Consider the following 18,482-nt stretch of genomic DNA (forward strand, 5'->3'; position numbering starts at 1 on the left):
TGCTTCACTTTTTGCTTATTTTAAATTAGTATTTCACTGCCACCAGAGTTTAATTAAACCTTGTGTGCCCAAATCGCCCAAGTGCTTTTCATCAACTAGTATCTCATATAACTTCTTAGCTTCTGCAGTAGCCGGCAAGTCAATTTTCATTTCTTTCGCAGTCTCTAAAGCAATACGCAGGTCTTTCAAAAAATGTTTACTGAAAAAGCCTGGAGTATAATCACCCTTTAAGACACGCGGACCGTAATTGCTTAAACTCCAATTAGCAGCGCTCCCGGCACCAACAGTTTTAAGGACGGCTTCAAGGTCAAGCCCTGCTTTTTTAGCATAGACTAGCATTTCCGTCATACCGGTCATCGTGCCTGCAATCATGATCTGGTTAGCCATTTTAGTATTCTGACCCGCGCCAGCTGGTCCAAAATAATGAACTTGCTTTCCGAAATCCTTAAAAACAGGTTCCAAGTTTTGGTATGCGGACTCATCACCACCAACCATAATTGTCAGTGTACCGTTCTTTGCGCCCAGGTCACCGCCTGAAACGGGAGCATCGAGGACTTTTGCTCCTTGCTTTTCACCCGCGGCGAAAATCTTTTGCGCTAAAGCAGGCTTGGAAGTTGTCATGTCTACCAAATTTTTACCCTTAACTTCGGCCTGTAAAATACCGTTATCACCAAAATAAACTTGCTCAACATCAGTTGGAAAACCAACAATCGTAAAAATTGTATCAGTTTGTTCAACTACAGCTTTAGGATTGTCACACCAAGTAGCACCTTTAGCAACTAGATTATCAGTCTTACTCTTTGTCCTGTTATAGACCCACAGCTCGTGGCCAGCTTTTAATAAGTTAAGGCAAATCGCATTACCCATTACGCCAGTTCCAATAAAACCTATTTTCATAATCAACATCTCCCTTATTAAAACGTTTTCTAGGCAATTTAATCATACCACTAACTTATCTTTAATAAGCAGATATTTAGACATTTAGATTTTGATGTTTTCATTAACAAATGGTTCTGCCTGTTCACTATATTCCGAAATTCCTAATAAAATAAAATTTTTAATGGCCCACTTGCACTTAGATGTGTACTCTAACTTATGCTCAAAATGATAGTTGATCATAGTTTCCAACAATGCTAATACATTTTTTAAAAACAGTTCGGGTCTCGTCTTAACGTTTTTAACAGCTTAGACAAAATAACGTGCTTCATTATAAGCCTGCCGTTCAATGCAGATCATTAAGAGATTGCAAATCATTCCTAATAATTCTTCTTGCTGGCGCGTCTTTGCTACGTCCTTTAACTTTTCAACTACCTATTTTCCTATTAGCAAATTGCTCTTCAAATCATAAATCGGGATTAAATCAATTTCAAACGCACCTAGTAATTATAGTTTAAATGATATCAAGCTCTTTTAATATAAAAATCAGTTTACTATTTGACTTAACCTTAACATTAAGTACTATAATTTTGATAATTATAAAATTTATCCTGCTGAACATTCCAATTTATATAATTGTCAGCTCGCTACCACAATAAAGTATTTTATAATTATAATTAATAAACATTAAATAAATTAGTGCAGGGAGGCACTTTTACATGAACAAACACGAAGACTTCTTATTAAACCAAATTGTCGAACCCCAGGATCTTAAAAAATTAAGTATCCCTGAAATGAAAAAATTAGCCCAGGAAATCAGAACATTAATCTTAGAAAAAGATGCGGCTGAAGGCGGGCATCTTGGTCCCGACTTAGGGATTGTGGAAGCCACAATTGCTTATCATTACGTCTTTAATGCACCCCAAGATAAAATTATATGGGACGTTTCGCACCAAACATATCCCCATAAAATGTTAACGGGTCGTGCACAAGCTTGGCTTGATCCCGACCATTACGAGGATGTCACGCCTTATACTAACCCCGATGAAAGTCCTTATGATTACTATTCAATCGGTCATACTTCAACATCTATTGCTTTAGCAACCGGTATGGCTAAAGCCCGGGACTTAATGGGTAAGCATGAAAATATCATGGCTTTAATTGGTGATGGTTCCATGACTGGCGGACTGGCCTTTGAAGGTTTAAACAATGCCGCAATTGAAAAGCACAACTTGGTAGTTGTAGTTAATGATAATCAATGGTCAATTGATGAAAATGTTGGTGGCTTAGTGACTGCTCTGAAAAAATTACGCGATTCAAATGGCCAGGCTGCCGAAAATCCGTTTACAGCTATGGGTTTTGATTACCGCTATGTTGCAGACGGTAATAACCTGACTGATATGATTGCCGCTTTTAAAGCAGTCAAAGACGTTGACCACCCAATTTTATTACACATTAATACGCTTAAGGGCAAAGGTTATGAACCAGCTGTTCTTGATGAAGAAGCTCATCACTGGGTATCACCGTTTAATTTACAAAATGATCAGCCACTTGCCGCAGAAAGTCAGAAACCTACTCCTAACTCAGTGGCACTTGATGTGATTAAAGATGAAATTAAAGCAGGAAAAAATGTCATGGCTATCGATGCAGCCATCCCTGGCGTTTTTGACCTGGAAGAATTCAAAAAAGAATATCCCAATAATTACACTGACGTGGGCATTGCTGAACAAGAATCTGTTGCTTTTGCCACAGGGTTTGCTAAAGAAGGTGGCATTCCAGTTCTAATGGAAAATTCTACCTTCTTACAGCGTGCTTTTGACCAGCTTTCTCATGATACAGCTGCCAATGACTTGCCAGTTGTAATGTTAGTAGCGGGCGGACGAATTTCTAACCAATCAAAAACTCATTTGGGAATCTTTGACCAAGTAATGATTTCTAACCTACCTAACTGGATTTATCTGGCTCCTACTACGCTAGAAGAAGAAAAAGCAATGATCAAGTGGGCAATTAACCAAAGAAAACATCCAGTTGCTATTAAAATGCCGGCCAATGTGCCAGATTCAGACGAACAAACTGTAGCAACTGACTACTCAGAAATTAAGTATCAGGTTACTTCAGGTAAAGATGTAGCTATTTTGGCACTAGGTGACTTTTACCAATTAGGAAAAGACGTAGCAAATAAGTTAGGAGCTACCCTAGTTAATCCACTTTCTGCCAATATTTTGAACAAACAAGCACTAGATGAATTAGCAGCCAATCATCGAGTAATTGCTACGCTTGAGGATAATTCGTTAGATGGCGGCTTTGGCCAAAAAGTAGCTTCTTATCTGGGTAAAGAAAAAGTTAAAGTACTCAATTACGGCCAAAAACGGGTTTATACCGATCAAACTCCAGTTGCAGAAATTTACCGCCAAAATCATCTAACTACTGACCAAATTGTGGCGGATGTGCAACAGAACTTATAAACGGCAAGAATCAGGCTTCACCAAGGACTGACTAATAATGACCAGAAAACATAAAACTATCCTTTTTAGTACATTAATAATAGTCATGTTGCTATTAGGCGTTTATTTTTTCAAAAATAATAATTACCAACAGAAAAATGGCACTCGCATTCGCATCGATACGCCAACACTTTTTGTTCACGGCTGGGGCAGCAGTTACCACGCCGAAGAAAGTATGGTGACTTATGCCCAAAAGCAGCATGCTACTAATTCTGTCATACGTGCTGATGTTGACCCTAACGGTAAAGTCACTTTACTAGGAACAATTAAAAACCGGGCCAAGAACCCAATAGTTGAAGTCAATCTCCAAAATAATAAGAGCATTTTTACCGGAATAAATAATCAAATCACTGCTATGAACAAAAGCAGCAATTATATTAAAGATGTAATCACTGCACTGCAAAAAAGGTACCGTTTTAACCGGATTAATTTAGTAGGACATTCAATGGGTAATTTACAAATTGCCTATTACTTGCGTAACAATGCCGCTAATGCACATATGCCTCATCTAAATAAACAAGTTTCAATCGCCGGTCATTATAATGGTTATATTGGAGAACAAGGAGCACCAAATAAAACTGTCTTAAGCCGCGCTGACAAACCCTGGCAAATGAGTGCGGGGTATCGCGTACTTTTAAGTTTAAGAAAAAAATTCCCCAGAAATGCCGCAGTTTTAAATATTTACGGTGATACGGGAAACGGCAGCGATGGCGACGTCACCGTTAACTCTGCCCGTTCTTACCGTTATTTAGTCAGCAAACGCGCCCACTCATATCAGGAAAAAGAAATACGGGGTCCTCGCGCTCAGCACAGTAAATTACATGAAAACAGACAAGTTGATCGCTTGCTAGTTAACTTTTTATGGTAAATTACAACTGGATTTACTGTATCTTACCTTGATCGTATAAACTTATTTTGTTTTTTAACCGAGCAATAGTAACTTGAATATTTTGGTCTTGCTTTTCTAGCCTATGTAATTCTTTAACTAAAATTTGCCGTCTGGGCTTCTTGGTATCACTCCCCTGTTGCAATAATTCTGTATACTCCAGCAAGTCTTTCACGGGAATTTTCACCTGACGCATGCATTTAATAAAACTAATCCAAGTAAGATCTTTTTCTTCGTAGTTCCTGACCCCATGCTCTTTTTTGACTTCAGGTATCAGACCCATTTTTTCATAATATCTAAGAGTTACAGGAGTCAAATCTACTCTTTCAGCTACTTCTGAGATTTTCATCACTATTCTTCTTTCTGGCTACTTAAACTTAGATCTAAGTTTAAGTATTAGCTAAAATATATTAAGTTACATTCAGCTGTCTTTCTAGCTTGTTTTACCTAATACTGATTGAAAAGTAGCCTATAATTAACAGTTATAGGCGCTTTTTCTATATTGAATTTTTTTATGAGTAAAAAATTATCTTATTTTACTTAGTAATTAAAATTCTATTACAACACTTTTTTATGTAAAATACTTATTAAACATGATGTAGTATAACCTGCTTGCATAAAGACTTTCCGTTATACTAAAAGCATTAGTCAAAAAGGAAGCTAACATGGAACTAAGAGTTTTAAATTACTTTGTAGCCGTGGCCCAAGAAGGCAATATGACCCGTGCTGCCAGAAAGTTACTCATTTCTCAGCCAGCGTTGTCAAGACAAATTGCCGATCTGGAAGCTGAACTCGGCGTTAAATTATTTAACCGTAAGTCCCGCCATTTATCCCTTACGCCTGCGGGTCATTATTTACTTGAACAGGCGCAAGAAATTTTAGATTTAACTACTAAAACAAAAAGAAATCTGGCAAAAGACTCTTTTATCAGTGGTGATTTAACTATAGCTGCAGGTGAAAGCATAGGGATGCAACGGATTATGAATGTGGTCAGCGTAATTATTAAAGAGCATCCTACTGTTAAAATTCACTTATTAAGTGGAGATTACTGCTATGCTGAGCACAAGTTAGATAACGGAACGGTCGACTTTGCAGTTATTATCGGGGATGTTCCTTTAGCTAATTACGCTTCTTTGACTTTACCCGAAAGAGATACTTGGGGAGTTTTAATGCCTGCTAATGATCCCTTAGCGCAAAAAGCAGTGATCAGACCGGCAGACTTACAAGGGCGCTCTTTACTAAATTCACAGCAAGCAGAAAAAATGCACCTTTTTCAAAACTGGCTGGGAAATTATTATGACTCCGTCAATTTCATTGGCAGCTTTAACCTGAACTTCAATGGTACGTTGATGGTTAAAAATCATGCAGCATTAATGCTCACTCTAGATAAATTAGCTGATACCTCTAAAGGCTCAGGCATTACATTTAGAAAATTACAGCCAGCGCTGCACCAAACTATCAGGGTGGTTTGGAAACGTGAAGTTAACTTATCACCAGTTGCTGAACTGTTTTTAAAACTATTACAGAAATCAATTTAAACTACGCAAAAAAGAGGTTTTTTGATGACTAATAATATTAAAAGTCAATTTCAAGACTTGATAGAAAATTATGCAGCAGATGTAGAACATAATTGTAAAAAGCATTTGCAAAAAGACAGCGTGCTAATACCATTAATTGCCAGCACGGTGCAAGGAGTAACAACTGTTATTCCCGACCAAGTTACAAAAATTTTGGATGCTAAAATAAAACCAGAAGTTTTATTAGAAATGTTATTCCAATTAGCTCCTGTGATCGGAACACTAAAAGTTGAACAAGCCTTAGAGCAAGTGCAAACCGTTTTCGACCAACGAAAGATAGTATTAAGCTCGCCGCAAATTGAATCAGACCTAAATTATGGTGAAAAAGTGCAGGAAAACCTTTATGGGTCTGAAATAAAATCATTACTACAAGATTTACCCGATGATGCCGGTATTTTCATTCCGCAGGCTTTGACGGAGCATTTTTTCAATGATTTTTACAAGCGCCAAGAATTAGATATTCGTGACAGAGAACGTTATGAGTTACTGGCATTAATTACCATGAACGTAGACTTTCAAATTAAAGCACATGCTCACGGCAGTTTAAAAGCCGGCAACAGTGAAAGTGAACTGATTTGGTCAACAATTCAATTACTGCCCTATATTGGTTTCCCTTTTGTGATTAACAGTGTACAAGTTATTCATCAAGCAGCAGAACAAATAAAGGCAAAAGAGTAACTGAAATTTAAAAAGCCCTGTAGCCATAAGCTACAGAGCTTTTTTAGTGTCAACTGCCAGTACTTTGGTATTTTTGTAAAAATACCCGCCACAACTGATAAATTAGGATAAAAAAGAATACACATGCGGCAGGAATTAGCAACAGCCATATCCACTCATGTTCGACTGCAATTTTTTCTTGTGGAATTGAAGCAACCCAACCGATTGGGAAGATAAAGGTCATAATTAGCCTTAAAGTCGACGAATAGATCGCTAACGGATATTTACTCATATCAAAAAAGTCAAACGTTGTTTCTACCAAGTTGGCTAAACCATTAGAAAGTAGTGCAACGATATTACCTAATACAGCTAGTCCTAAGAAGATGAGAGAAGTAAAAAGTGAGATAAAAATAAACATGGCGGTGATATACCACGGATTATGTAACTGCATATCCACAATTATCAACAGCAAAAGCGCAACAATTAAGTCACCCCATGCGTCCTCATCCACACGTTCATTAACAAGTTGAAATAAAGGATTGACGGGTTTAATTAAGATTGTATCTAAGCGCCCGTCATGAATATAATCAGAAATATTGAGTGCATTGATAAAAAAGCAGCGAAAAATGGCAAAAGCTAAAGTTGCTAAAGCGTAAGTTAAAAGCAATTGTGCAAAACTATAGCCCTTAATGCGGGGCACTATATTGAAAATAAATCTCAAAGCCACAATATTAAGCACATTTTGAATAATCATACCTGCTAGTGCAAAATAAAAGTCGAGGTCATAAATAGCAATCGCTTTTAAATTGATTTTTAAATAAGTGGCCAATAATTTTAAATATCTCATTATTAACCTCCTTGAATCACAGTTGAAACAACGGAGCGCTTAAACAAGATTTTAAAGAGCACGTTGAACAGGATAATGTAGAAAAGCTGGATCAGAACCACTTGAACAAATAGCGCCCATGATGGTTTTTGCGCCAACATTCCCACTGCACCAAAAGAATACTGAAATGGCAGAAAAGATGCCACCCTTTTAATTACGGCAGGATAAAAATTGGCAGGAAACATGTTGCCGGCTAAAACAAGTAATATTGCCTCTTTAAAGGTGGAGATGCCCCAAATACTATAAGTGTAAAAAGAAAATGTCCCCAGGAGTAGTTCCAGCTCAAAATATAATAGATAAGCTAAAATTCCTGTCACTAAGACCATTAAAATTGTGCTGAGTGCAATTTTAAAATTCAGCAACCACAGGCAAATTAATAAATCTACTGTGCCAATCAAGGCAAATTTGACAATTGAATAGCCGATGCTTTCCCACAATAGTTGTGTCGCAATTGCTACTGGCTTTAACAAATCAAGTGCAATATTACCAGAACGAATTTTATCGTTCACTTCGTAACTGGTTTTAGGAAAAAGCACGGTTAAAAGCTGCATTAATATAAGATAACTAATAGTTTGTTGAAATTCACTGGTCGGCTTGCCTGTTAGAACAGCTTGCCACAAAAAATACTGCACGGTAAGCGAGATTAAAGTAGAAAAGAGCCAGAAAATTAAGGCATATTTTGAAGCCAAGCCTTTCTTTATACCTACTTTAATGAGCATTAGTCTATATTTCATTATTGCACCTCCTGTCGCGTGAGGTGCGCTAATAAATATTCCAATTTATTACTCTTAACTTCAATATTGGCAACTGGGATGCGAGCAGTAATTGTGCTTAACACTTCTTTGAGATTTGCCTGCTTAATCTTGGCAATCTGATATGAGCCGTTTTCAAGCTGCACCATGTTAGGCCACTGCTTTATTAAATCAGCGCTTAATTTATCTGCACTAGTAAAAGTGATGGATGCAGGTACATCTAGTTCCGCGAGTTCTTGAATACTTTGATCTAATACCAACTTACCTTTATTCAAGATTAAAATGCGCGAGCATACTTTGGCTACTTCATCGAGATCATGTGAAGTGAAAATGATCGTTTTATCAGTTAATTGTTGTAAAAATTGCGTAATATTATTTTTAGTAAGAACGTCAAGACCGATTGTAGGTTCATCTAAAATAAGCAGTTCAGGATCGTGAATAAGAGCTGCAATAAATTCAGCCTTCATCCGTTGACCTAAACTAAGTGTCCGCACAGGCTGCTCTAAAAATTCAGTAGCCTGCAGCATTTGCGCTAGCTTGGTTACCCGTTTGATAAAAACTCTTTCAGGTACTTGATATATTTCACGGTTGAGTTTAAAAGTGTCCATTGCGGGCAAATCCCAGCGCAACTGACTTCTTTGACCAAACACAACCCCTATTTTGGCTGCATTCTTTTGTCTGTTATTAAGCGGATCTTTGTCAAAAGTCTTGATAATACCGCCATCAGGCTGCAAAATACCTAAAATCATTTTGATCAAAGTCGACTTGCCGGAACCGTTTAGCCCCACCAAGCCAACATAATCTCCTTGATGAATTTCTAGAGAAACGTTTTTTAGTGCATAAAAAGTGCGATATTCTTTGTGAAACAGCTTAGCTGCTTTCACCTTACGATACCGTTTCGCCAGGTTCTTGGTTTTAATAATCATTAGTTATTCCCCAATACTTAATTCAGAGTGCAGGTTTCATCCCCAAATAAAAACCAGCACTTACCTTGAACCGGCGTTTCCAAATCATAGCGCCATTATAGCACTTAATTTTTATTTTTCCAAACTCTTGCAGCTACTTTGAAAATAAAGCCAAGATAAAAATGGCCACAATTACCAAGATATCTGCAAACTTCATCTTTTCTTTAAGGAAAATATCGCCAAAGATGACACTGTATAAAGAGGTCATGTTTAAAAAGATCCAGGCAATGCTTGAGTTGGGTGAAGACGTTGCCAAAGTATAAGTTACTTGCGCTAAAAGCGTTAGAACCGCCCGGGAACCATAAATTAGATAAACCTTGCCTTTGAGATTTTCAGCGCTGATTTTGAAAGTTTTGTTTTTATAAATAAAAGTAATTAAGGTAATTAAACAGCGCACATAAATTGTCATAATAGTAAAAAAAACCAGATCAATCGGTTTGATTAAGCCTTTAGTTAATAACGGTGAAAGTGCTGCTTGAATAATCAACAAGGGCGCAATTACGGCAAAAGTCGTCAACAGGTTTTTCAAATTTAAATTATTATGGCGCTGTTCAAAAACAATATAAATAACTACGATCACCGTGGAAATAATCGAAACCAGATATGAGGATTTGCTAAAGTAACCCATAGTCAGCAAAATGGCCCAAGGAATGAAAAGATCGGTCACTTTACTCAATAGCACAGACTGCATGATTGAAACTTTTTTGAACACATAGCTGTAGCCGTAGGCAACTACTTGAGCCAGAAAAGCATATAAAAGGACTTTAATAATATAGTTGTTGGTTATTCTGGGACTAGGAAAACTGTGCAGGACATAAATTAGAAAGAAAGTAACTAAAACCGAACTACAAATATTATTTAAAAAGTTCACATCGATTGAACTTTGTTTCCGATACCCCATTTGGTAACGGTCAATAACTGATATTATTCCCCTGGAAAATGAAGAAATAGTGGCAAAAATAATCAACCAAATATTACTGATAATCATGGTTCCTCCATATAACAAACATAGTCTAAAACTATTACTAATATTTTGGTCTTTGCAGCCACAATTAAAAAGTCAGAGAAATAGTTATTACCAGTAACTAGACATTGTTCAGTTACTAAAATCCAGCCATTGGACATACAAAGTTTATGTGTATTCAAATGATATTTACTAAAGACTAATCATAAAAATACAGTATTTAACTTAAAGATTATTTTATTATACACCAAGTTAAAAATTCAAAAAAGTGACTGTGAGTCTTAATTATTTAAAAAATTGAGTGCGTTGACCAAAATTCATTTTTCTAACTCATTGTTCTTTACAAATGAGTAACTACTTACTATAATGATTATTTGTGAGTGATTACTCACCTTAGGAGGAAAAATGAACAATTTTATTGAAATTCATAACTTAGTTAAAAAATATGGTAAACAAACCATTTTAAACAATGTCGATCTAACACTTAAAAAAGGCGAAATCATCGGTCTAATTGGTCCCTCTGGTGCAGGAAAAACTACCACAATTAAAACTGCTTTAGGAATGGAAAAGGCGGACTCGGGATCTGCCTTAGTTTTAGGAAAGCAGATGCCGAATAGAAAAATTTTAGGTGAAATTGGCTACATGGCACAATCAGACGCCCTATATACTTCACTAACAGGAGCAGAAAACCTGGAATTTTTTTGTGAAATGAAGGGTGTTGCTAAAAAAGATATAGCTGAACAAATTGAATATGTCTCTGAAGTGGTTGATTTAACAGATGCATTAGATAAATATGTTAAAGAGTATTCCGGCGGCATGATGCGCCGCCTGTCGCTAGCAATTGCCCTACTTTCTTATCCTAAATTACTTGTTCTAGATGAGCCCACTGTCGGAATTGATCCCGCTTTACGTAGAAAAATATGGCATGAATTAAATAATTTACGCAGTCAAGGCTGCAGTGTATTAATCACCACTCATGTTATGGATGAAGCTGAAAAAACTGACCGCGTTGCCTTGCTTCTTCATGGTGAAATTATTGCTTTTGATCATCCGCAAGTTCTTGAACAGAATTATGGCGTACCAACCATTGAAGATGTCTTTTTAAAAGCAGAACAGAAAGAAGGATAAAAATAATGAGAGTAACAGCGATTGTCAAAAAAGTTTTAAAAGAACTTTTTCGTGATAAAAGAACTTTAGCAATGATTTTTCTGGCACCTATTTTAGTTTTGTGGTTGATGAATGTAATGTTTGCTTCCAATTCATCAACCAGTGCTAAGCTGGCGGTGGTTGATGTCCCTCATCAGGTAAACAAAAACTTAGACAAAGTGGATCACGTTTCCATAAAAAAATATACCGACAGAACTCAAGCAAAAAAGAAACTAAAACAAAATAAAATCGACGGTGTGATCTACTACCACCACAATAAATACTATGTAGATTATGCTAATACGGATTCGAGCCAAACTGCTCTGACCAAACAAGCTTTGAAAGTGGCAATCACAGGGCAGTCAATTACTAAAATGAAAACAGCACTAACTCAGAGTCAGAAGCAGTTAGTTAAATTGTCTAAACAATTAGCTATTGTAGCGCAAAAAAATGGTATGCAGGTGCCGACTAAACCAGGTACACAAAAGAAAACTAAGCCAAAGAAGGCTAAAAAAGCTAAGATCATTAATAAGTACCATTATGGTAATAGTGATACGGGCTTTTTCAACAAAATTGTGCCTATCTTAATTGCCTTCTTCATCTTCCTGTTTGTTTTCCTTATTTCAGGAATGGCACTGTTAAAAGAAAGAACGACAGGCACTTTGGACAGATTATTAGCCACTCCCGTTAAAAGAAGTGAGATTATCTATGGTTATATGATCAGTTATGGCATAATTGCTGTCATTCAATCAATAATCATTATTGTTGTCACAATCTGGTTATTAAATATTGAAGTAGCAGGCAATGTGATGTGGGTAATTTTAATTAGTATTCTAGTAGCAATGGTCGCTTTAGCCTTTGGCTTTTTGCTATCAACTATTGCAGAATCAGAATTTCAAATGATGCAGTTTATTCCACTTGTAGCTGTGCCACAAATATTCTTCTCAGGTATTATTCCCCTGGATTCAATGGCCAACTGGGTATCTTATCTGGGTAAAATACTGCCACTAACTTATGCTGGTGACGCATTAAATCAAGTAATACTTTATGGCCGCGGATTTGAATCATTTGCTGGCGATATGTTAGCTTTATTAATATTTATCGTTGTCTTAGTAGCATTAAACATTGTTGGCTTAAAACGGTACCGTAAAGTATAATTAAGCTAAAAGCAGAAAAAGGTGATATTTTTGGTCCAAGTTATTTCCGCATATGAAAAAGAACTTAATAATGAAAAAATTCCAGCTGGGAAAAAGAAAGTATTGTTAGCAGCACTTGATTTATTTTCAAATAAAGGCTTTCATGCTACTACCACTTCTAAAATCGCAAAAGCAGCTGGCGTGAGCGAAGCCACAATTTACAAATATTTTCAGTCTAAAGATGATTTGCTAAAAAAATTGCTTAGTCCATTATTTATTGAATTACAGCAAGACTTTATCGGTAGTCTTTCCCAATATCAAACTTTGGATGCATTGGTCACTTTTATTGTCAAAGACCGACTTAAGTTTATTAAAGCCAACTTTGACTTTATCAAGCTACTTTTACAAGAAATACTGACTGACCCCAAATTACTGCAATATTTTAAAGACTTAATCAGTAAAGAAACTGATTTTATTAATGTGTTCAAAAGTTGGAAACAAAAATTTTCTGAAATTGATCCGAACTTGACACCAATTGCAATAATTAGAGCAATTATTGGACCCATTGGAGCCTTTGCCTTGCAAACGGATTTCTTTAACTATCAAGGAGACACTACTAGCGATTATAGTTTGATTAAAAAACAAATTATTGCCGGACTAACTAATTAAGACCAATTTAGTTCCAACAATAAAAAGACTAGGATTTTTGTACTGAGCCCCAACACTTTAAGAAAATAGCAAAAAATAAACTGGTGTTTAACCTCATTACTTTAATGTTTATTGTAATCACCGGTTTTACCGACCACATATTGGTGCAATAACAGGATTTTTAATGCTCAGTTTCCTTAATTTAATAACTGATATCAAATCCTTATCTGTTAACGCCATGAAATGTGATTAACGCATTAAATAATTTTGTTATGTTAATTATTTATATTTTCTTGGTTAAAGTATGTTGGTTTTTCGCCATTCTATGAGCAATTGCAGTTTTTCTATATCAAGCCGCCTTTTAGTTACACCGCATATCTCAAATAGAAAAATGCCACTAAAAAGCTCCAATGTTTGCTTAACATTGAAGCTCAATATTACATCAGTTTGCCAAAAATTAGCTATTACAAAAATTTAATTAGTACACCCACCGTAGCTACTAGAGTCAATATTAGAATTACTTTGTTAGCGCTCATCCTTTTAGATGAAATCAGCCAAAAAGTAAATAAAACTGCAACTAGAGGTAATAGTCCCGGGAAGAATCCATCAATAATTGTTTCAAGTGGCTTGGTTTGTGAACCAAAAGGAATCTTGACGGTTGTTTTTAAAGCAATTGTCGAAGCGGCAAGACCACCGATAACAATTGTACCTAAAACTGTAAACATGTTCGTCAGACGCTTAGCACTTTCACCAACAATTTTGTCTACAGCAGACACACCTAACTTATAACCACCTTTAAAGCAAACTACTTCTACAATAGTAATAATCACCGCATAAGTTACGATGTAAAATAGCGGACCTAAGGGACTGCCATCTTTAGATAGACCCATGGCAATTGATAAGAGCGTGGGGATTAGAATACCCTGCATCAGTGAGTCACCAATACCAGCTAAGGGTCCCATCAATGAAGCCTTAACATCGACGGGCATCTCTTCGCTGACGTTAGTGTTGCCCATACCAATTTGTTCTTCTAGTGAGGCTACAATACCATTAACCAGCTGTCCGGTCTGTGGCTCCGTATTGTAAAAAGGCGAATGCCGCTTAAGCAGCCGCTGATAGGCTTGATCATTATTTTTATAATATTTATTACCTAAAGGCATATATGAAACTGCCCATGCAGCGCCGTGCATCTTTTCATAGCTCATTGCAGATTCAGGTAGGAACATATATCTTAAAAAAATTGACCGTAATTCTTTTTTAGTTAAGCGCTCCGGTTTAGCTTCTTGAGCTACTGGCTTTTGTTTATCATCTTGATTAGCCATTATTTTGCCTCCTTAGAATAAATCTGTATCTTCGTATTCATCTTCGGTTTGAATAGCTTTTGCTGTGCCAGATAAATTACTACTATTATTGCTGCCTTTTCTACCAGATATCTGGTAGACAATATAAGCAATTAAAACGGCAATAAATACTAAGCCAATAGTACTCATTTTGGCAAAAGCAATCATTGCAAAACCAAATAGAAAGTAGATTAATTGTAGCTTATTTTTAATCAGCATATTCATTAACATTGCAATACCAAGAGCAGGCAATAAGCCACCCAGCACCGTGATAATGCTGGTTATTTGCGTCGGAATTACTTTGAGTAAAGCTTCAACTGCTCCCCTACCAAAGTAAATCGCTGCCCATATTGGCACTGCACGTACTAAGAAAGTAATAATTTGCGGCCAAACAACTTGGTCCATAATAAGAGCATGTTTATTAAAACGGTCAATGTCACGATCGGCTCTATGATTAAAATAGGAAAAGCCTGCCATTCTTAAGTTATAAAAAATCAGACCAAACGTTTGACCAATAAAAATAGCGAGAGTAACTGCAATTGCAGGATCTTTAGTTGTAGCCATTGCTAATCCAATGCCGCCATAAGAAGCATAAGTGATTTCCGTACTTGAAGTTCCGCCAGTATGCATTGTCGCAATGAAGACCGCTTGTACGGCTAACCCGCAAAGTACACCTGCTTTAACATCTTCAAAAATCAAACCACACATGAAGCCTGCAATTAAGGGTCTGCCTAAAATATAGAATCCGTAGGCGACGCCACCCATAACGATACTATCAACTGCTCCCAAGTACCCAAGAATACCAACTAAAGCAGCTTGCCAAAAAAGAGCCATATTCATTTTTATTCCTCCTTGGCTTTCAACTCATCATAGTGTTTTTTAACCTCAGGCCACGTTTTTTTCTTTTCATCTGGAATCAGTTGGAAAGAAATATTTATGCCATGGTTATACATATAGTCAAATGCTTCATAATCTTTATCATCAAGGGCTAAAGTTCTTTCAACGACTATTGCCCCTTCACGCGTATTCATTGGTCCTACATTCAGTTCATTACCCCAGTCAGCTCCGTTTTGCAAAAGTTTAGCGAAAGTTTGAGGTGAATTTGATATTAAGAAAAAGTTTTTGTTTGACTGTACCCCCTTTTTAATTATTTCTGGACCTTTATCATCGCTAAATATACCTACTTTTAGGTTTCCAGCTGCTGCTTTTAAAACTTTTGTTCTGAGTTTATCGTGAATAATCTTATCACCCACTACTAAGAAACCATCTATGGGTCTTTCCTTCGACCATCTTGTCGTGGTTTGACCATGTATCACACGGTCATCCACTCTAGCTAATGTTATTGCCATAGAGAAACACCTTCCTCTAGCTAAAATTCAATATCTTGATTTGTGTCCGCCGTTTCTTTAGCTACACAAACTCCTTCCTTACCGAATTTTTCAGCTAAATCTGTGATTTCATCTAAACTCGGCTTGCTAGTTAGTGACAGGCCGACTTCCAAAAGCATAGGTAAATTGAGACCCGCTACAACTCTAATCTTTTGCGGATTTTGAAGATATTTTGCAAAGCACTCGTTATATGGCGAACCACCCTTAATATCGCAAAGGATTAATAAATCGTCTGTTTCTTGATCTATGATGTGGGCAAGTTCTTTTTTAAATTGACCAGTATCATCAGGACTTAATCCTAAATATTTAATCTGATTGGTTGAACCTGCAAGCATTTGATAACTGCTATAAATGCCTTTTGCCAAATTCCCGTGTGTTGTAATTAAGATCTTCATTATTTGTACCTTACCTATATAAAATAGAAGTGACTTTATATTGATCAGTTCTAAGCAAAGCGTCGGAGCATTCTATCGGCTCATCATCCGCTGCAAAAGTAACTTGATTTAATTCTAAAGCAGCATCATTTGGTGCCAATTCCATTATTTTTGCCTGTTTTTTGTTTAGATTACGTGCTGAAAAATTCCTAATACCATATTTAATTTTTATTCCGGCATCTTTTTCTATTGCAGCAAATAAAGCAACATTATTAAAATCTACTTTTGCTATTTTCGGGCATTTATCCAGAGAAATCCAATTAAAAGTAAGTATAGCCGGTGTGTCTTCAACACTTCTGAGACGCACCAAATATAATACTTCCTGTTCTTTATCTATTTTTAACTTTTTCTGGATCTCCTTCGTAGGTTTGACAATTTTCTTTTCTATTACTTGCGTGGAAAAATTAATATTTTTTGCTTTCATAGTTTCAGCATACGAGACTAATTCTTGCGCAAAAGGATAAGAAATTTGTGGCTTCGTCACAAACGTTCCTTTACCTTGGACTTTTTCTAAAGTACCTTCTTTGACTAGCAAAGAGATTGCTTTTCTAACAGTCCCTCGCGCTACTCCCAGATTGTCAACAAACCATTTTTCAGACGGGATTTTGTCGCCCGGTGTTAATATTTTTTTATTAATGTCTGTCTTTATTTGGTTCGCAATTTGCTGATAAATGGATACTGGAGAATTATTATCTATTGATATATTACTCATAGGGATTCATTCCTTCTTTAAAAGTTATTTATTTATAGTATAATCTTTGTTTTTATTATAAAGTATTATACTATTCGCCCTAAAAGCAATATAGCTAAATAAAATTAATCAGCTATAGAATCATTATTTTTCTTTATCCCAGTGATAATTTGGGGACCTGCGCTCGTACCCAGTAATGATGCTCCTGCTTCAAGCAAAGATAAAGCCTGCTGTCTGGACCTAATACCACCGGAAGCTTTTACTTCACATTTATCTTGCGCAATTCTCTTTAATAATTGGATGTCATCAATGGTTGCGTGACCACCTTTACCCCAACCACTAGAGTTTTTTAGATAAGTAGCACCAGCATCCCTGGCAAGTTCAGCTGCCTTAATCTTTTCTGGGCGTGTCAGCATACCAAATTCGAGCATAATTTTAACAACCTTGCCATTTGCCGCCTTAACTACTGCAGCAATTTCATTTTGGTATTCATCATACATACCAGCTTTTAAAAAGCCGACATTAGGCATCCAGTCAAGTTGATCCGCACCATCCGCAAAGCATCTTTGAGCCTCAAAAACTTTAACTTCTGTCTTTTGTGCTCCCATTGGAAAACTCATACATGTGGCAACTTGAATGTTGGTTCCTTTTAGTTCTTCCTTGGCAAGAGTGACCCATTGTGGCTGAATCATTACACCATTAAAACCAAAATGCTTGCAATCTTCACACAAACCTCTTATATCATCCGGTGTTAATTCCGGATTAACATTAGTATGTTGAATCTTAGACGCCAATTCTTTATCCGACAAATTTAACATAATAAACCACCTTTCATATTGATCAGATTATTTTAAGCAATAACTGTAATCGCTTACAGTTATATATAAACATTTATATACGTCTATGTCAAGAAAAAATTAAATTAATATTTTTTAGTACTACAACCTCCCATCTAAGATCTTTTATTACCAATACTTTTCACATAATTACTTAGTATTTTTTTGTTTAATTAATTTAAACTGCTTTTAAATTACTCAATGCCAAACCCTATTAAATATGACTATTTCAAAAAGAGTAAATAAAAATAGCTATCAGTGTGATAGCTATTTTTATATTATTACGCTTTGCTATATGCCAGCCCTCGCTTTAGTCTCTTCCAAAAACTGGTATCTTCTGTTTGTAAAATTACGCCTTGATAGATTTTACTAATGTATACTGTTAAACCAACAATACTTACTATTAAAATTACCAGCGACAAAATAACTTCCATATTACCAACATGGCCATTAATTATACGAATTGGCATCATGAATGAGGAAAAGAATGGCACGTAGGATAATACTTGCGGCAGAATTTGTTCTGGGTTAGTAATAAGCGCAAATGACAGGAAAAATGCAAGCAGGGAAAGCATTGTAGTACCTTGAGCAGCTTTTGAAGAATCTTCAGGCTTGGCTACTAAAGCTCCCGAAAAGGCTGCTAATATCGTGTAAATAATTACACCAAGAATCAGAAAAATGAGATTGACATTTAACAAATTGCCCAAAATTTTATTTATTACTACCTGGTTGTTATGCATGAAAGAAGCCGTAATTTTTGCATGCAATGCCCAACGGTAAGTTGCCCAGCCGCCAA

The 18,482-nt window shown here is 36.2% G+C and carries 20 protein-coding genes; 7 read left to right on the plus strand and 13 right to left on the minus strand.

The features are described 5' to 3' along the window. Nucleotides 1-33: 33 nt before the first annotated feature. Nucleotides 34-897, minus strand: a complete 864-nt coding sequence (locus Q0K80_RS05070) for an NAD(P)-dependent oxidoreductase (RefSeq protein WP_294603863.1) — start codon at nt 895-897, stop codon at nt 34-36. Nucleotides 898-1,595: 698 nt separating this feature from the next. On the opposite strand from Q0K80_RS05070, the gene Q0K80_RS05075 reads away from it, so the two are divergent. Beyond that, entirely contained in the window at nt 1,596-3,341 is a 1,746-nt protein-coding gene (locus tag Q0K80_RS05075; RefSeq protein WP_294603865.1) for a 1-deoxy-D-xylulose-5-phosphate synthase, read from the plus strand. A 37-nt stretch (nt 3,342-3,378) separates the two neighbouring features. After that, on the plus strand, nt 3,379-4,248 hold the full coding sequence (locus Q0K80_RS05080; RefSeq protein ID WP_294603866.1) for an alpha/beta hydrolase: 870 nt from the start codon (nt 3,379-3,381) through the stop codon (nt 4,246-4,248). 13 nt (nt 4,249-4,261) lie between these two features. Here the strand turns inward: Q0K80_RS05080 and Q0K80_RS05085 are convergent, their stop codons facing one another. Further along, complete coding sequence (locus Q0K80_RS05085) at nt 4,262-4,615, minus strand: MerR family transcriptional regulator (RefSeq protein WP_294603868.1); 354 nt, start codon at nt 4,613-4,615, stop codon at nt 4,262-4,264. Nucleotides 4,616-4,931: 316 nt separating this feature from the next. Here Q0K80_RS05085 and Q0K80_RS05090 point away from each other — a divergent pair, with 316 nt between their 5' ends. Both Q0K80_RS05090 and Q0K80_RS05095 read left to right on the plus strand, forming a co-directional pair. After that, nucleotides 4,932-5,804 carry a LysR family transcriptional regulator gene (locus Q0K80_RS05090; protein WP_294603869.1) on the plus strand — a complete coding sequence of 291 codons (873 nt, stop codon included), beginning with the start codon at nt 4,932-4,934 and terminating at the stop codon, nt 5,802-5,804. Nucleotides 5,805-5,828: 24 nt separating this feature from the next. Then, nucleotides 5,829-6,521 (plus strand): carboxymuconolactone decarboxylase family protein, encoded by a 693-nt coding sequence (locus Q0K80_RS05095; RefSeq protein ID WP_294603871.1) that lies wholly within the window; start codon nt 5,829-5,831, stop codon nt 6,519-6,521. Between the two features lie 49 nt (nt 6,522-6,570). On the opposite strand, the gene Q0K80_RS05100 is transcribed toward Q0K80_RS05095, so the two are convergent. The 4 genes from Q0K80_RS05100 to Q0K80_RS05115 all read right to left on the minus strand — a co-directional run bounded on the left by Q0K80_RS05100 (nt 6,571) and on the right by Q0K80_RS05115 (nt 10,091). Further along, complete coding sequence (locus Q0K80_RS05100) at nt 6,571-7,350, minus strand: ABC-2 family transporter protein (RefSeq protein ID WP_365935160.1); 780 nt, start codon at nt 7,348-7,350, stop codon at nt 6,571-6,573. Then, nucleotides 7,350-8,120, minus strand: a complete 771-nt coding sequence (locus Q0K80_RS05105) for an ABC-2 family transporter protein (RefSeq protein ID WP_294603875.1) — start codon at nt 8,118-8,120, stop codon at nt 7,350-7,352. Before Q0K80_RS05105 ends, Q0K80_RS05100 begins: the two co-directional genes overlap by 1 nt. Then, nucleotides 8,120-9,064 carry an ATP-binding cassette domain-containing protein gene (locus Q0K80_RS05110; RefSeq protein WP_294603877.1) on the minus strand — a complete coding sequence of 315 codons (945 nt, stop codon included), beginning with the start codon at nt 9,062-9,064 and terminating at the stop codon, nt 8,120-8,122. The genes Q0K80_RS05105 and Q0K80_RS05110 overlap by 1 nt, the downstream gene beginning before the upstream one ends. A 133-nt stretch (nt 9,065-9,197) precedes the next feature. Beyond that, nucleotides 9,198-10,091 carry an EamA family transporter gene (locus tag Q0K80_RS05115; protein WP_294603879.1) on the minus strand — a complete coding sequence of 298 codons (894 nt, stop codon included), beginning with the start codon at nt 10,089-10,091 and terminating at the stop codon, nt 9,198-9,200. A 381-nt stretch (nt 10,092-10,472) separates the two neighbouring features. Here Q0K80_RS05115 and Q0K80_RS05120 point away from each other — a divergent pair, with 381 nt between their 5' ends. Genes Q0K80_RS05120 through Q0K80_RS05130 form a run of 3 tightly spaced genes read left to right on the plus strand, consistent with a single transcriptional unit; the run spans nt 10,473 to nt 13,018 of the window. Further along, nucleotides 10,473-11,195, plus strand: a complete 723-nt coding sequence (locus Q0K80_RS05120) for an ABC transporter ATP-binding protein (RefSeq protein ID WP_294603881.1) — start codon at nt 10,473-10,475, stop codon at nt 11,193-11,195. Between the two features lie 5 nt (nt 11,196-11,200). Beyond that, nucleotides 11,201-12,370 (plus strand): ABC transporter permease, encoded by a 1,170-nt coding sequence (locus tag Q0K80_RS05125; RefSeq protein ID WP_294603883.1) that lies wholly within the window; start codon nt 11,201-11,203, stop codon nt 12,368-12,370. 30 nt (nt 12,371-12,400) lie between these two features. Then, nucleotides 12,401-13,018: a TetR/AcrR family transcriptional regulator gene (locus Q0K80_RS05130; RefSeq protein WP_294603885.1), complete on the plus strand. Its 618-nt coding sequence runs from the start codon at nt 12,401-12,403 to the stop codon at nt 13,016-13,018. A 443-nt stretch (nt 13,019-13,461) separates the two neighbouring features. Here the strand turns inward: Q0K80_RS05130 and Q0K80_RS05135 are convergent, their stop codons facing one another. The 7 genes from Q0K80_RS05135 to Q0K80_RS05165 form a co-directional block, all read right to left on the minus strand. Beyond that, entirely contained in the window at nt 13,462-14,319 is an 858-nt protein-coding gene (locus tag Q0K80_RS05135; protein WP_294603887.1) for a PTS system mannose/fructose/sorbose family transporter subunit IID, read from the minus strand. A 12-nt stretch (nt 14,320-14,331) separates the two neighbouring features. Next, a complete protein-coding gene (locus Q0K80_RS05140) occupies nt 14,332-15,177 on the minus strand; it encodes a PTS sugar transporter subunit IIC (protein ID WP_294603889.1) in 846 nt (281 codons plus the stop codon). Nucleotides 15,178-15,179: 2 nt separating this feature from the next. Continuing rightward, complete coding sequence (locus Q0K80_RS05145; protein WP_294603891.1) at nt 15,180-15,686, minus strand: PTS sugar transporter subunit IIB; 507 nt, start codon at nt 15,684-15,686, stop codon at nt 15,180-15,182. A 20-nt stretch (nt 15,687-15,706) separates the two neighbouring features. Further along, entirely contained in the window at nt 15,707-16,120 is a 414-nt protein-coding gene (locus tag Q0K80_RS05150) for a PTS sugar transporter subunit IIA (RefSeq protein WP_294603893.1), read from the minus strand. A gap of 10 nt (nt 16,121-16,130) precedes the next feature. Continuing rightward, complete coding sequence (locus tag Q0K80_RS05155) at nt 16,131-16,871, minus strand: GntR family transcriptional regulator (RefSeq protein WP_294603895.1); 741 nt, start codon at nt 16,869-16,871, stop codon at nt 16,131-16,133. 104 nt (nt 16,872-16,975) lie between these two features. Further along, nucleotides 16,976-17,668, minus strand: coding sequence for a deoxyribose-phosphate aldolase (gene deoC / locus Q0K80_RS05160; protein WP_294603897.1), 693 nt, complete (start codon nt 17,666-17,668; stop codon nt 16,976-16,978). 299 nt (nt 17,669-17,967) lie between these two features. Beyond that, nucleotides 17,968-18,482, minus strand: a 515-nt coding sequence (locus Q0K80_RS05165; RefSeq protein ID WP_294603898.1) for an ABC transporter permease, incomplete at its 5' end; no start/stop codon positions are given.

Source organism: uncultured Lactobacillus sp. (assembly GCF_945290125.1).
GTDB classification, from domain to species: domain Bacteria; phylum Bacillota; class Bacilli; order Lactobacillales; family Lactobacillaceae; genus Lactobacillus; species Lactobacillus rizhaonensis.

Coding starts and splice junctions, on each gene's coding strand:
- Q0K80_RS05070 (WP_294603863.1), bottom strand. CDS start 897: ATGAAAATAGGTTTTATTGGAACTGGCGTAATGGGTAATGCGATTTGC.
- Q0K80_RS05075 (WP_294603865.1), top strand. CDS start 1,596: ATGAACAAACACGAAGACTTCTTATTAAACCAAATTGTCGAACCCCAG.
- Q0K80_RS05080 (WP_294603866.1), top strand. CDS start 3,379: ATGACCAGAAAACATAAAACTATCCTTTTTAGTACATTAATAATAGTC.
- Q0K80_RS05085 (WP_294603868.1), bottom strand. CDS start 4,615: ATGAAAATCTCAGAAGTAGCTGAAAGAGTAGATTTGACTCCTGTAACT.
- Q0K80_RS05090 (WP_294603869.1), top strand. CDS start 4,932: ATGGAACTAAGAGTTTTAAATTACTTTGTAGCCGTGGCCCAAGAAGGC.
- Q0K80_RS05095 (WP_294603871.1), top strand. CDS start 5,829: ATGACTAATAATATTAAAAGTCAATTTCAAGACTTGATAGAAAATTAT.
- Q0K80_RS05105 (WP_294603875.1), bottom strand. CDS start 8,120: ATGAAATATAGACTAATGCTCATTAAAGTAGGTATAAAGAAAGGCTTG.
- Q0K80_RS05110 (WP_294603877.1), bottom strand. CDS start 9,064: ATGATTATTAAAACCAAGAACCTGGCGAAACGGTATCGTAAGGTGAAA.
- Q0K80_RS05115 (WP_294603879.1), bottom strand. CDS start 10,091: ATGATTATCAGTAATATTTGGTTGATTATTTTTGCCACTATTTCTTCA.
- Q0K80_RS05120 (WP_294603881.1), top strand. CDS start 10,473: ATGAACAATTTTATTGAAATTCATAACTTAGTTAAAAAATATGGTAAA.
- Q0K80_RS05125 (WP_294603883.1), top strand. CDS start 11,201: ATGAGAGTAACAGCGATTGTCAAAAAAGTTTTAAAAGAACTTTTTCGT.
- Q0K80_RS05135 (WP_294603887.1), bottom strand. CDS start 14,319: ATGGCTAATCAAGATGATAAACAAAAGCCAGTAGCTCAAGAAGCTAAA.
- Q0K80_RS05140 (WP_294603889.1), bottom strand. CDS start 15,177: ATGAATATGGCTCTTTTTTGGCAAGCTGCTTTAGTTGGTATTCTTGGG.
- Q0K80_RS05145 (WP_294603891.1), bottom strand. CDS start 15,686: ATGGCAATAACATTAGCTAGAGTGGATGACCGTGTGATACATGGTCAA.
- Q0K80_RS05150 (WP_294603893.1), bottom strand. CDS start 16,120: ATGAAGATCTTAATTACAACACACGGGAATTTGGCAAAAGGCATTTAT.
- Q0K80_RS05155 (WP_294603895.1), bottom strand. CDS start 16,871: ATGAGTAATATATCAATAGATAATAATTCTCCAGTATCCATTTATCAG.
- deoC (WP_294603897.1), bottom strand. CDS start 17,668: ATGTTAAATTTGTCGGATAAAGAATTGGCGTCTAAGATTCAACATACT.